The 14,427-nt window shown below is 41.3% G+C and carries 10 protein-coding genes; 4 read left to right on the top strand and 6 right to left on the bottom strand.

What is annotated here, in order from left to right; all coding sequences use genetic code 11:
* Positions 1-34: 34 nt before the first annotated feature.
* Positions 35-3,691 carry a type IX secretion system sortase PorU gene (porU, locus tag BLS65_RS01555; RefSeq protein ID WP_212590477.1) on the bottom strand — a complete coding sequence of 1,219 codons (3,657 nt, stop codon included), beginning with the start codon at positions 3,689-3,691 and terminating at the stop codon, positions 35-37.
* Positions 3,692-3,916: 225 nt separating this feature from the next.
* Here porU and BLS65_RS01550 point away from each other — a divergent pair, with 225 nt between their 5' ends.
* The 4 genes from BLS65_RS01550 to BLS65_RS01535 all read left to right on the top strand — a co-directional run bounded on the left by BLS65_RS01550 (position 3,917) and on the right by BLS65_RS01535 (position 8,637).
* Positions 3,917-4,954, top strand: a complete 1,038-nt coding sequence (locus tag BLS65_RS01550) for a PorP/SprF family type IX secretion system membrane protein (RefSeq protein ID WP_092434716.1) — start codon at positions 3,917-3,919, stop codon at positions 4,952-4,954.
* A 104-nt stretch (positions 4,955-5,058) separates the two neighbouring features.
* Positions 5,059-6,594, top strand: a complete 1,536-nt coding sequence (gene gldJ, locus BLS65_RS01545; RefSeq protein WP_212590476.1) for a gliding motility lipoprotein GldJ — start codon at positions 5,059-5,061, stop codon at positions 6,592-6,594.
* A 72-nt stretch (positions 6,595-6,666) separates the two neighbouring features.
* A complete protein-coding gene (locus BLS65_RS01540) occupies positions 6,667-7,953 on the top strand; it encodes a UDP-N-acetylmuramoyl-tripeptide--D-alanyl-D-alanine ligase (RefSeq protein WP_092434710.1) in 1,287 nt (428 codons plus the stop codon).
* A gap of 9 nt (positions 7,954-7,962) precedes the next feature.
* The gene (locus BLS65_RS01535) at positions 7,963-8,637 is read left to right on the top strand and encodes an inorganic pyrophosphatase (protein WP_212590475.1); all 675 of its coding nucleotides are present in this window, start codon (positions 7,963-7,965) and stop codon (positions 8,635-8,637) included.
* 44 nt (positions 8,638-8,681) lie between these two features.
* On the opposite strand, the gene BLS65_RS01530 is transcribed toward BLS65_RS01535, so the two are convergent.
* The 5 genes from BLS65_RS01530 to mtaB are packed head-to-tail and all read right to left on the bottom strand — an operon-like array spanning position 8,682 to position 14,397.
* Positions 8,682-10,319 carry an AMP-binding protein gene (locus BLS65_RS01530; RefSeq protein WP_092434707.1) on the bottom strand — a complete coding sequence of 546 codons (1,638 nt, stop codon included), beginning with the start codon at positions 10,317-10,319 and terminating at the stop codon, positions 8,682-8,684.
* Positions 10,320-10,373: 54 nt separating this feature from the next.
* Complete coding sequence (locus tag BLS65_RS01525) at positions 10,374-11,405, bottom strand: glycosyltransferase family 2 protein (RefSeq protein ID WP_092434704.1); 1,032 nt, start codon at positions 11,403-11,405, stop codon at positions 10,374-10,376.
* Between the two features lie 3 nt (positions 11,406-11,408).
* Positions 11,409-12,296 (bottom strand): lysophospholipid acyltransferase family protein, encoded by an 888-nt coding sequence (locus BLS65_RS01520; protein WP_092434701.1) that lies wholly within the window; start codon positions 12,294-12,296, stop codon positions 11,409-11,411.
* Positions 12,297-12,299: 3 nt separating this feature from the next.
* Entirely contained in the window at positions 12,300-13,094 is a 795-nt protein-coding gene (locus BLS65_RS01515; protein ID WP_092434698.1) for an inositol monophosphatase family protein, read from the bottom strand.
* Position 13,095: 1 nt separating this feature from the next.
* Positions 13,096-14,397, bottom strand: coding sequence for a tRNA (N(6)-L-threonylcarbamoyladenosine(37)-C(2))-methylthiotransferase MtaB (gene mtaB, locus BLS65_RS01510; RefSeq protein WP_092434695.1), 1,302 nt, complete (start codon positions 14,395-14,397; stop codon positions 13,096-13,098).
* Positions 14,398-14,427: the final 30 nt, after the last annotated feature.

The following is a 14,427-nucleotide window of genomic DNA, read 5'->3' as shown; positions in this document are numbered from 1 at the left end:
ATCGACAAATATAACTATTTTCCGTTTTAGGGCTCTATTTTAAAATTACTAGTTTTTCAAACCTTTCTACCGATTCTCCAGTGTTGGTTCTAACGCGAACCCTATAAACGTAGGTTCCACGTCCGATATTGTCTCCGAAATCATCTTTTCCATCCCAAAAAATCGGACCAATGCGTAAGGAGGTTGGAGGAAGGCTTGAATATTCTATGGTTTTGACCAACTTCCCCGAAAGCGTGAACACTTGTATTAAAACATCAAGATTATTGTTCGGGCGGTTATGCTCAAAATAAAAGGCAGTATTTTCGGTAAATGGGTTTGGGTAGTTAAGTAGATGTTCAATGGTAAAGTTCTCTTCTTTTACTACTCTAAAACTTAGTTTTTTTGATCCTGAATTATTGTAGGTGTCCCAAACTTTTAGGCTAAGAGAATACTCTCCTGGTTGCAGTTTTTCTAGCGGGTATTCAATTTTTCCTGCCGTATAGCTGTCCTGATTGGCTTTATAGTAATCGTTCAATACAATTTTCGTGGAAGTTGTGCCTGTAATTTCAGCTATGATATCGTGACCAATTCCGTTGCCGGTGGTATTTATACCCGAACTATCCTCAATAATGGCTATGAGTTTTGGCTGTTCAGGGGTAATCCCTCCATCAACAAAATTTTCATCGTTCAGAAATAGTTCTACCGAGGGTGGCGATATATCCGTAGGCGCGTTTGTGTTGATTCCCCCAACTAAAAAATCGGAGAAGTTGGCCAATCCAACACTTTGGCCAGTTGTGGCTTGTAAGTATAATTTGCCTTTTCCTATGTTGTAGGCTATGTCTTTCGGAACAATAAATTCTGATTTAAACGTTCCGTTTTTAATCGTGGCATTTCCTTGGTAAAGTATGCTGGAGCGTGTCTTATATATAAATGGGGTTCCGTTGTCGTTGTTGAGGGTGGTAACCTCCTTCTCTTTATCGTAAAACAAAATATTCACATTTCCTTCACCGCTCGCTCTGGTTGTATTTACACTGCCTTCAATAGTAACCTTCGAGAGGGCTTTCAGTGTGTCGACAAATGCTGTGGTGAGCGATTTGCCATTTAGTTTTTCTGCGTTTATTTGAATTGTTGAATTGTTTAGTTTTAATGCTGGGTCCCCAAGTAGCGAAAAGTTTAGTTTGTTGAAATCAGGACCCGTGTTGTTTTTAGCATCCCTCACCAAATCCCCTAGGCGTGGATATTCCCCATCCATTCCTTTTTCGAATACTTTGTGAAAAAAATTGTCGTTGAGAGTAAAGTTGGGGTTGGAGTATACTAATCGGGTAGTAGAAAGGAGTGCTACGCCGCCTCCATTTGGGTTGAGCAAAATGTACTCGCCCGCCGAAGTTCTGTTGTAGTCGTCGTATCGACTAAATTCGCAAGTTGCTGTAATAAAAAGTGCTAACTTATTCTTGTTTGTCCACGACATAATGTCGGCTATAGACACCACCCTTTCATGTGCCAGATATTGTTCGTTTCCATGCCCCGTATAATTGACGATCAGTGCACCTTTGTTTACTTTTTTATTTATGGCATCAGTCACGTCTGGATATCGGGCTCCCGAGGGGGATGATATTTGTGCGTAGGAATCAAAATAGATCTTATCAACGATATAGTTTGGGTAGGTCGTTTCTACATAAGTTGCTATTGTATTTGCATCCCTCATGTGAATGTTTCCATCTTCATCGTCACCAATAAAGGTCAACTTGTTTACCCAGTCCATGCTACTGGTTGGGTTCATGTAGCTCTCGATTTTATCCACCATTACCTTGGCTTCTTCTGCATTACTCGCTGGAAGACGACCAACCCCGATGTCCATTAACCCGGTACCGGGGACTTCACCAATATCAAGCAGACCAAAAAAGTCGTCACTCACGTAGGAATTTAATACTTCCAATGAATTGTCCGATTGATAGGTTATCATGAATGGACTTTCCGGTGACAAGTTTCGGTTTTTATAGGAGCCATCGCCAAACAGCAGGAGGTATCGTGGTGTAGTTTCCGGTGATGTTGCCTTTTCGGTAAGAAACTTCAAGAAGTTACGGATAGCAGCAGCATCAGGCTTTCCACCCGAAAATTCATTAAACACCTCTTGAGACGTAACCACGAGCGTTGTAAGTCCATCTGCCGATTTGTGAAGATTGCTAATGCGTTGCGCTTGGGTAATGTAATTTGGGGCAGACACAATTACAAGGTTCGCAGGAGTTGCTCCGGTTAAGTTTTGATTTTCAACACTGCCTACCACTGTGGGACTTTCGAGTCTCGAACTGTTAAAGGCGATATACTCTTTCATTATAGAAGTGTTCACAACACCTTTTAATATTCCATTGCTGAGAGAAGTCTCTACGCGCTTTACATCCCAGAGTGATGATATTTCCCAGAGTTGACTCTCTGCTATTCCACTTGAAATTGAAAATTCCGTAATCTTGCCATCCCCCACAACGGTTTGATCTCTAAATAAAACATAAGGCGTGGAGAGATTTAAGTTTCTCCTGAAATTGAGTTCGAGGAAATCCAGCCATCCGGCAGCCGACGGAGATGGGCGGGAATAGGTTATGTTAATATTTAATGGGCTATTTGATGCGCTAAATGTTGCGGATTTCTCCGATATATTCGCTGCTGCAGATGTCTCGTCGTAGGAAACGCCCGAATGGGTAGTAGTTAAAACCGGATTACCCGCATAGGATAGAGTGAAACTGCTCGAAGAACTCGATCGGGCTGCTGTTCGCATCCGTGCCCAAATTGGGGCAGTTGTAATTAAATCAGGAATAGGAAAGGAATAGTTTCGAGAATCTAAAATATCGAAACTCTCCCCAAACCAACCTCTGCCCGATTTTATCAGGTTGGTGTCTTCCCTTTCTATATAGGTGTAGTCGTCGTAACTGGTGGAGAAGGTATTTGCATTCGTAATTTTAGTGGCTGTAACTATCGTGGCCGTTGATGGTTTGCTGTCGGTTATAAAATAGTAGGCAAAATCGCTGTAGTCGTGGATTTGGTGGTTGAATCGATTCGTAGAATTATACTTCCAGTCTACAGCGTCTTGTAAAAAGAAAACCGCCATATCCCCACTATTAAACTGGTTATCGCTTCCCAAAAGGAAAGAGGTTGGAATTTGTTGCAAGTCAACGGGATAATCTGATGATGGCGTTTTGGCTAACATGGTTGATTGCGAACCCCAAAGAGTGACTTTACTTGGATTAAGAAAGCCCATGCTAATAAGATTGTCGTAAGTAAGTCGATAAATCCCAGTTTTTGAGATTTTTATCTTTTTCCATAGGCCATCGGCGAGCACTGAGTTTGCACTCCGATTATTACCGTTACTTTTTTTTCTTGAAATTACTGATCCAGATGTAACTAACGTTAAGTCAGCACTTAATAGTTTCTCTATGCCGGTTGGTCCTTTACGAAATGGTATCATTGTAATGCAAAGATATTGCCTCCCGTTTTCAGTCGAAATGTATGCATTTCCACTAAAATCATCTTTAAGCGTGCTTGCAGAAATAAATGTGTTGGATATATGGTCGTCAATAGTTACTTTCGTTTGGTCAAAAAACACAGAAATGGCATCTGGACGATATTCAAATGGTGTTGGGATTTTGTAAAATAAGTGTGGAATAGGATCGTTGTTAAGATAAAACATGCCGTCAAAAAGGGGAAATGAGTTGATTGCCATACCCGAATTTGGTAAAGTTTCTAATAACCAGTTGACTTGGACTGATATCTTAGTTGATGATTGTTGTGAAAAAAGGGCTTTCAATGGAATTGAAAGGGCGAGAAGTAAGGCAACAGTAAACCTCATTTGGGGTGAATTATGTGGAATAACAAAAAAACTTGGTAATTTAGCCTTCTGGAAGCATTCAAATTTTAATCCAACGGCTAAAGTAGTTATTTATTGTAGATGAAAAGCGCTAGGAAAACCGTGTTTAAATTTGTTTGCATCGTTGAATTGATGTTGTGGACGGTAGGTGCGCATTCGCAAGATTTTACATTCGATCAATTTTACCCAAATAGGGTTCGTTTCAATCCTGCCTATGCTGGTTCTGAATATTTCCAGCATCTTTCAGCAGTTACTCGGTATCAATACCCTGGTCTAGGTGATCCGTATATTACAAATGGTGTTTCATTTGATACTTATATTGAACCTATTCGTAGTGGATTCGCCGTTATGGCAACCCGCGATGCTCAAGGGGGGGGGATTTATAGTAGGAATTATCTGGATATGGCTTACGCCTATAAACTTAAAGTTTCAAAGGAAATAGTAATTAGGCCATCTTTGCAAGTAGGTTTTGGCTACTACCAGACGAATCCTTCTGGTATTCGTTTTCCTGATATGTATGATAATGGCGGTAATTTAGCCAACGTGGAGAGTTATGCTTCACAATCAAAAATGCTATATGATTTTAGTGGTGGGATTCTGTTTTCATACCGAACGTTCTATGCGGGTCTGGCTGTTCATCATATTCTTGAACCAGTTGAATATTCTACTCCGGTAGGTGATTTTAAAATTCCACGAAAAATTACTTTACATGCAGGATATGCAATACCGCTGGAGAGTGGCATACGGTATCGTTATCAGAAAAAAGTGGGCCACTCGCGAATAGGCAGAGTGGAGGCTTACCCTACCGTTGTATTGGAATTGCAGAATGGACAAACACGCGCTCAAATGGGTGGATTAATTGTGTTGGAGTCCGCCTTTGTAGGCACTTTTGTAAAAAACACTTTCCCTGGGAGTGATTTTAGGGTAGCTTTTCTTTTTGGATATTACACGAAGAGTATTAACTTTGGATATAGTTTTGATCTTGGTTCATTAAATGGAAAGGTTTTTGGTTTTAATACTACCATTCATGAGGTAACCTTAACCATGAAAATCAAGTATAAAAAGTTGAAAAGAAAATATTGGTGGGAGCGAAAAGCAATATTTGGCCCCGAATATTAGTTTTGTAAAAAAAATGTGCGATAAAATACCATGCCGCTTGCTAATATTTTTTAAATTTGAGCGGTGATGTTAGATTAACCTCCAAGCATTAAAATATTTTACCTATGAAATTCAGGTTTAGTTTACTACCTATTTTTGCCAGTTCAATGGTATTGTTCACTGGCTGCGGAATCATTGGCGGCGGCGGCGGTGGCAGTGATAAGTCTTCTGCAACCGGATGGCAATACAATAACTACGAGAACGGCGGGTTCGAGGTTAAGGCAAATTATGTCCCAACGCTGGGGCCAGGTCTTGTTTTTGTTGAAGGTGGTTCGTTTACTATGGGCCGTGTGGAACAGGATGTTATGTATGATTGGAATAACATGCCTCGTAGAGTAACGATTGCTTCGTTCTATATGGACCAAACGGAGGTTCGTAATGTGGACTACCGAGAGTACCTTCACTGGGTGCGCCGAGTGTTGGTTTCTTACCCACAAGTTTATAGAAATGCTTTGCCCGATACTCTCGTGTGGAGGACAAAATTAGGGTATAACGATCCATATGTTGAGACTTATTTCCGCCATCCTGCTTACAATGAGTTTCCTGTGGTTGGTGTCAATTGGGTGCAAGCTAACGATTATTGCCTCTGGCGTACCGACCGGGTGAATGAAATGCTTTTGGTTCAAGAAGGTATTTTGAAGTTTACTCCAGAGCAGAAGGATGCTGATAATTTTAATACAGAAGCCTATTTGGCTGGTCTATACCAAGGTACGGTGAATAAAAATATGCCTAGTCTTGATCCTAATAATAAGGAGGGTAGACCTGTTTCCTTTGAAGACGGAGTTCTTCTTCCCAAGTATAGGCTTCCAACTGAAGCGGAGTGGGAGTATGCTGCACTTGGTTTAATTGGCAATACTTACGAAGAGCGCCTTACGGATCGTAAACTATATCCTTGGAACGGACATAACGTTAGAAATGGAGATGTGAAGGAAAGAGGCAAGATGATGGCCAACTTCCGTAGAGGACGAGGAGACTACATGGGAACCGCTGGTAACCTAAATGATAATGCTTCCATTCCTGGAGACGTTAAGGCTTACTATCCTAATGATTTCAACCTATATAATATGGCTGGGAACGTTAATGAGTGGGTACTTGATGTATATCGTCCGCTTTCAGCTCAGGATGTTGAGGAGTTTCGCCCATTCAGAGGAAACGTTTTTGATCAAGTGAAGCGTAACGAGGAGGGCCAGATTGTTGAGAAGGATAGTTTAGGTCGTCTTATACGGGAGCCGGTTAAAGAAGCCGATGTTGCTGGCCGTCTTAACTACAATAAGTCAGATTATCGTAATTACCTCGATGGTGACTTAGCTTCTAGTAGTGAGTATTCTGGGATTAATGATATGGATAAAGCAGAAGACCTTGGATCAACTCGAATGTATTTTCAAGGAAAGGAAGGTTCTAAGATGAAACCAAAAGATGGTATGGCCTCTTTGGTGAATGATGAGACTCGAGTGTATAAGGGAGGCTCTTGGAAGGATAGAGCATATTGGTTGGTTCCAGGTACCCGTAGATTCTTAGATCAAAAATCATCCCGTGACGATTTAGGTTTCCGTTGTGCAATGGAGCACGTAGGTAGCCCCTCGGGAAATATGAAGAGATAACTAGTTTTACCGATATTAATTGAGATAGACCCCATTCTTTACATGGGGTCTATTCCTTTTTGATCATTCGTTATGGACCCTGTTTTATTTATTTACTCCTTTCTGCAAAAAGGAGGAAGAGCAATCACCGATAGTCGGGAAGTTGGCCCACATGATGTGTTTTTTGCCCTTCGAGGCGATAACTTTGATGGGAATCGGTTTGCGTTGGATGCCATAAGTAAGGGAACTTCTCTCGTTGTTATTGATGATCCTGCATTTGCTGTTGAGGGCACCTTGCTCGTTTCAAATGTTCTTGAGTCCTTGCAAAGGGTTGCAAACCACCACCGCCGTGTATTGGGTATCCCCATATTAGGTATTACTGGGAGCAATGGAAAAACAACCACGAAAGAACTCCTCAGTAAAGTATTGCAGAAAAAGTTTAAGGTATCCTTCACGCAGGGAAACTTGAATAATCATATTGGGGTGCCTTTAACAATCTTAAGTTTCTCTACAACTACTGAATTTGGGATTGTGGAAATGGGAGCGAACCATTTGCATGAGATTGCGCAACTTTGCAGTATTACCGAACCTAACTTTGGAATTGTCACCAATGTGGGAAAGGCGCATTTGGACGGTTTTGGCTCATTTGAAGGAGTGAAAAAGGGTAAAGGTGAATTATATGACTACTTAGCCAAGAACAAGGGCTTGGCGTTTTATAATCAATCTAATGCGTATCTATCCGAAATGATTGCGTCCAGGACTGTCGATTCAATCTCTTATTCGGCATCGCTCTTTGGTGCAGAACTCTATCCGACGACATCGAAAGAGCCGTTTCTTCGAACTTCCTTGCCATCAGTTGGTGTCGTTTCGACCCATCTTTTCGGAAAATATAATCTTGAGAATGTTTTAGCCTCATTTGCTGTGGGACGTAAATTTGGTGTTCCCGACTTGCTTATTAAAGAAGCCATTGAAGAGTATGTTCCAGGGAATAGCCGTTCGCAGATCGTAAAAACCGAGAACAATACGGTTTTACTTGATTGCTATAATGCAAACCCCACGAGTATGCGATCTGCACTTATGGATGTTTCCGAAATTGATAATGGGAAGAAAATCGCAATTCTTGGGGATATGCTCGAACTTGGTAGCTTTTCGGAAGAAGAGCATACTGCTATTTTAAATCAAGCTATGGATTGCGGATTTGAAAAGATCTTCCTTGTTGGTCCACTATTCTCCAAGGTTGCCAAAGATTACCCTGTTTCTTCATTTCCAGATTCGGCCTGTTTGCTTGAACACTTTGCGAATAACCCTGTTCTTAATTCTTTTGTCTTACTGAAGGGGTCTCGCGGAATTCGCTTAGAAAAAGTATTTGATTCGTTATAATAACTATATATGGAAAACGGGAATAGAACCATGGACCCTTTAGTCGGGAAGTTAATGGGATTGCGTTATAAATCTCACCCTTGGCATGGGATAAGTTTGGGTAAAGATTCGCCACAAGTTGTTTGTGCATTTATTGAAATGGTTCCTACTGATACCGTTAAGTATGAGGTGGATAAGGTTACTGGATATTTGCGTATCGATCGACCTCAGAAGTATTCAAATGTGATCCCTGCTTTGTACGGCTTTCTGCCACAAACCTATTGCGGCGAAAAGGTAGCTGAACTTAGTTGTGAGCGACTTTCAAACCCTGATATTAAAGGTGATGGTGATCCACTTGATATCTGTATACTTACCGAAAAGGTGATTACGCACGGCGATATAATTGCCGATGCAAAGCCAATTGGTGGATTCCGGATGATAGATGGAAGTGAGGCTGACGATAAAATAATCGCCGTTCTAAACAAGGACGCTGTTTATGGTGGCTATAACGACATTAATGACGTACCCACCTTGGTGATTGATCGTCTCCGCCACTACTTTCTTACCTATAAGGATCTTCCGGGTGAAAAGCGGCACTGCGAAATAACCCATGTTTATGGCATTGAGGAGGCTCATGAAGTGATTAAAAGGTCGATGGACGACTATACAAATCGTTTTAGTATAGATTCCTTACTATATTTGTAACGAAAATGGCCTGAAGTTTTTACTTCAGGCCATTTTTTTATGTTCTAAACGGTGGTGTATAAATACCGTTTTATCTTAAGTGTTGGTGTCTTTTCGAATGGATTGCCATTATCCATTACTACGGTTAGCTGACTCGATCGATTTACTCGAGAGTTTACATAAATCTGCAACTCTTTTAGTATTTCATTCTTTTTATCTTCGTATTCGCGTTGCAGATTTTGAGCTACTTGTTTAAACTCATTATACTGCTTTTCGATTTGTTCGTAATTGAGGTGAACACTGGCAATTAACTTCCCTTTAAATTCATACACAAGCGATTCTTCCACTAGCGTGTGGCGGTTTAATAGTGCTTCAATATCTTCTGGATAGATATTTTCTCCATTTGCGCCAAGAATAATATTCCTCAGCCTGCCACAGATATATAAGTATCCTTTTTTGTTTTGCTTGCCTAAGTCACCGGTCTTCAGCCATCCGTCTTTTGTGATTATATTGTCTGTAAGTTCGGGCTGTTTGAAATAGCCAGCCATTACGCTTCTTCCTCGTGCCCATATCTCCCCAATTCCTGTTTTTGGATCGGGATTAATGATTTGCAGTTCAAGATTTTTGACAGGGAGGCCGGTACTATACAATTTGGTTTCACGAGGAGGCGATCCGGCTAACAGTGGGGAAGCCTCAGTCATACCATATCCAATAGAGTATGGGAATTTGGCCTCGTTGAGGAATCTTTCCGTTTCTAAGTCGAGTTTTGCACCTCCAATTCCGAAGAACCGAATACGACCACCAAATTTCTTTTTCAGTTCGATTCCTGCTAGGTAATGCAGTAGTTTTCTACCTATGGCAGTTCCATATATGGCGGATGATACTTTGTTGCTGGTGAGCTTGGGCTTAATACTGTTTTTGAAAATTTTCTCCATAATGAGGGGAACCGTAAGCATTGTGGTTGGCCTAATGGAGATTAAGGCTGGCAACAGGTTGGTTACTGCTGGTGGTTTGCTTAAATAGTGGATTGTCGATCCCGAAATCATCGGTAATAGAAAGCCTATGGTAAACTCATACGCATGTGCCAGTGGCAGTATCGATAGAAAAACATCAGTGCTATTCACGTCTTGAACGGCATAGCATCCTTCAACATTCTGCAAAAAGTTGTCATGGGTAAGCATTACGCCTTTTGGGGTTCCTGTTGTGCCTGATGTGTAGATTATTGATGCAATGTCAGAAAGCGTGACGTTTTCGCTATGGCGTCTGTTTACTGATTTCTGCTGATTTTTTAAGGGAATAATGCCATTATCTGATATTTCGAAAATTGGGAGAGTCGAGGCAGTATCGAGTTTTAATAGTTGCTTGTTAGAGACAAATATTGCCTTTGCTTCCGAGTGTTGAAGTAGGGCGGCGATATCACTCGCTGAAAATTCAGGGAGGATGGGTACTGCTGTCGCGTCGGATAACATTATTGCAAAGTAAGCGATTGGCCAAAATGGAGAATTCTCAGCGATTATGGCAACCTTGTCATTCTTGCCAATACCAATATTTCGTAGTTGTTCCGATATAGCCAATGACCTTTCTTCTGCCTCGGAGTAGGTTATAGTTATTCCTAGGTCGTTGTTTAGAAACGATTTATTAGAGTATGTGCGCGACGAATGACAAAATGCTTCCGCTAAATTATTTAAAGTTATTTTACTCATATTTCTAGGATAAGCCACAATTTGTATAAACGAGTTAAATCCCTAAACAGTTTCTTAATCTTCCTTAAAATTCAGGGAAGTGAAAGTCTTCTTCTTTTTAAAAAAGAAATCATATACTATACTTCCTCTGTAAATTTCAGGGTGAAGGGTATTTCTACTTGAGTGTTCGAGTTGTTTTCTAAGTCTCTTATAATGGAACGATTTTTTGTAGAATGCGCAATATGCTTTTATTATTGACATCGAGAATCTCCATTTTCCCGAAAGTAAGAATACTAATGACGCTCCCATATCCATGAAGAATCGGGCAAAGAGCGTGGTTAATAGCATTCCTGAAGGCAAGTTTTTAACTAGTAGAATAAGGTTGTTGCGGTAGTTAAGGAATAGTTTGCGGGGATTGTCGTTTGGAAGAGTTCCGCCCCCCACGTGGTAAACTGTCGATTCTGGAACAAATAGTATTCTATGTCCCATATTTTTAAACCGCCAACAGAGATCAATCTCTTCCATGTGGGCAAAGAAAAACTCATCGAATCCGCCTGCGCTATGGAACGCGGAAGCTCTTACCATCATACATGCACCTGTGGCCCAAAAAATATCGCAGGTGTTATCGTATTGTCCGGAGTCTTTTTCCACGTGGCTCAGAATGCGTCCTCGGCAAAAGGGAAAGCCAAATCGATCGATATATCCTCCTGCGGCACCAGCGTATTCAAAGTGCTCTGGACTGTGAAATGCAAGTGTCTTGGGCATGCAAGCGGCAATGTTAATATCCCGGTCCATGGCGGCAATCAATGGTTGTAGCCACCCATCGGTTGGCTTTACGTCGGAATTTAAGATCAAATAGTAATCGGAATTTATCGATGATAACGCTCGGTTATAGCCTCCTGTAAAGCCATAGTTTTGATCGAACTCTATAGTTTTTACTTGGTTCAGGTTTTCTCGAATCCAATTTACGGAGCCATCATTTGACCCGTTGTCTGCAACAACAACCTCTACTCCAGGTAGGTCGGCTGTTTTTACAACTTCAGGGAGAAACGTCTTTAAGAATGATATTCCGTTCCAATTGAGGATTACTATGGAGAGTTTTGCCATTGTTTATTTCTCTGAAGTGATGTTTTCTCGTTTGTGCTTCCATCTGCGATGCGACCATAACCAATACTCCGGTTGCTCTTGGATGTGCTTTTCCAAAACTCTGGTGTGCGCTTCGGTTATTTCGAAGTTTGTTGTCGACTCTGGGTTGTCCGAAAGCAATTCTGCTTCAACTTCGTAGTGGCCTCTTGATTTCTTTTGCATGCTCAGAAAGATAACTGGGAAGTTGGTTTTTTTAGCAAACCGTTCAACACCAGTAAATACCGCAGTGTCCTGATTCAAAAAGGTTGTCCAGAAATTTGATTGGTCTCTGGTTGGTGCTTGATCTGCAATAAAAAGTGAAAGAGTCATTGTTTTTGAGCGATCGTATCGGAGCAGAACCCTCATGCCATCGGCCATGGAAACGGTTTCGACACCAAATTTTTCGCGCATTTTCTTAAAGTAGTTGTCGAATTGTTGGTTTGAGAGTGGCTTATATAATGCCACTACCTTGTGTCTGGATTGAAGTTGGAAACCTGAAAACATCTCCCAATTTCCATAGTGGCCCATCACACAAATTATGCTCTTCCCTTTATTGTATTGATTGTTGATAACCTCTGGGTTTTTGAATGTGCAGCGCTTTCGAATTTGCTTTTCAGTAATGTGTGGTAATAGTAAGGTTTCCATCGTTAGATCGCTAAGGTGGTGGTAAAACCTTTTTTCAATAGTGAGTATTTCTTTTATCGTTTTCTGAGGAAAAGATTTTTGTAAGTTTTCTCTTACCACTTTAGTCCTATAGCCCACAATTCGATATAGAACTATATAAAGCAGGTCTGAAATAATGAAAATTATTCGAAGCGGCAGCCAACTTAGAAATAGCGTGAATATCTTGAAGAAAAACATTCCAATTTTCATTGTTTATATCTTGAAGAAGTTGCTGATTTTTTGAACTGCTAATTTATGTATTTGGCCGTTAGTAGCAATGATTTCCTTTCCGAAGATATAATTGTTTTTGCCACTAAAGTCGCATACTTTACCACCAGCCTGTTGTAATATAAAGGCACCCGCTGCTACATCCCATGGTTGCAGGCTATATTCGTAAAATATTTCGAATCGACCGGCAGCAACATACACTAGATCGGTGGCTGCGGAACCAAGCCTTCTTATTCCATGCGATTCACGCATAAAATATTCGAGGGACGTTTTGAATGCTTCCATTTGGGAGAAATCGTAGTAGGGAAACCCCGTGGCCACGAAGGCATCTTTTATTTCGGCTGAATTGGAAACGGATATCTCTTTACCATTTAGGTAGGCCGGACTACCTTCCCACGCATAAAAACACTCGTTAAGAGAGCATTCCATAACGGCACCCAGAATGAGCCGATCCTGATGCATTAACGCAATGCTTATGGCGTAGGGCGAGATTCCATGGATGTAGTTGGTGGTTCCATCTAATGGGTCTATAATCCAGAGGTAATCTCCGTCTTCCCGTGCAACGGTCCCTTCTTCTGCAAGAAAGGTGCTCCCTGGCAAAATGTTTTTTAGCCTTTCGATAATTCGTTTTTCCGATTCCTTGTCTACGTAAGAAACAAAGTCGTGCAAGCCTTTAACCTCAATGTTGCTCTGTGAAAACGATAATCTTTCTGTTTTCATAAAGATGCTCACCTCTTGCTGGAGGGAAACAACTTGGGAACATATTTCTTGTAAGTTCATACTAGATAAATTCAATGGTTGCCGTTTCGTTTTTAGAAATTCCTGTGATTTTAACGGGAACCGTTTTGTTTGTAAGTTCCTTGCTGTATGGTATTTCAATCTGGATGTAGTTGCCGGTATAACCATGCATAAAATCTCCTTTCTTTCGTCCCTCAAAAAGAACCATCTCCGTTGTGCCTATATTTTGGAGATAGAAATTTCGATGTAACTTGTCGGAAAGTTGCTTAAGCCGATGTGTTCTGTCCGTTATTTCTTTCTGTGTAACTTTTGGTTCCATTGTTTCTGCAGGAGTGTTGGGCCGCACAGAGTATGGAAATATGTGTAGAAATGAGACGTTTAAATCCTCGAGGAGAGTGTAGGATTGCATAAACTCCTCTTCCGTTTCTCCTGGAAATCCAACAATAACGTCGATTCCTATAAATGCGTTGGGCATTACCGTTTTAATCCTGCGAATTTTTTCTGCGAAAAGTTCGCGCTTATAGCGCCTCCGCATTAGCGCCAGAATCTTGTTCGAACCCGATTGTAGCGGTATATGAAAGTGGGGGAGGAATCTCTTTGAATGGGCTACGAAATCAATAATTTCTGAAGTTAGTAGGTTAGGTTCAATGCTGCTAATTCTATACCTGTCCACCCCTTCGGAGGCGTCGAGAGCCGTAATCAGTTCTAGGAATGTCTCTCCTGTAGTTTTTCCAAAGTCGCCTATGTTTACTCCGGTAAGGATAATTTCTTTTATCCCCTTTTGTGCAATTTCACTTGCTTCGGCTACAATCGCTGGAATGGTTAAATTTCTACTTTTACCGCGGGCAAGGGGGATTGTGCAGTAGGAGCAATGGTAGTCGCAACCATCTTGAATCTTTAGGAACGACCGGGTTCGATCGGAGGAGGAGTATGCTGGGAAAATCTTTTCAACCGATGCGATGTCGCACGAGATAATCTCTGGTTCGGAATCTGCTTGGATGTTATCCAGAAGCCGGAATAGATTTCCTTTCTCCGATGCTCCAACAACAAGGTTTACTCCCGGGATAGCCGCAACCTCCTCGGGCTTAAGCTGAGCATAGCATCCCGTAACTACAATTTTAGCGTTTGGTGATTGGGCAATAAGCTTACGAATGGCATACCTGCATTTCTTATCGGCGTTTTCCGTTACCGAGCAGGTGTTTATTATGTAAACATCGGCAGGCGATGTGGAAGGAACGCGCTGATAACCGTTCTCTTCAAATTCTCGCCCAATGGTTGAAGATTCTGAAAAATTTAACTTACAACCCAGTGTATGAAACGCAACTTTTTTTGACGGTAGAGGCATTGGAAAAACATATAATATAGAGTGGGCAAA

It is taken from the genome of Williamwhitmania taraxaci, from assembly GCF_900096565.1.
In the GTDB taxonomy this organism is placed as follows: Bacteria; Bacteroidota; Bacteroidia; order Bacteroidales; family Williamwhitmaniaceae; genus Williamwhitmania; species Williamwhitmania taraxaci.
The sequence above is the reverse complement of the archived record's forward strand: the minus strand, read 5'-3'. Positions and strand labels throughout refer to the sequence as shown.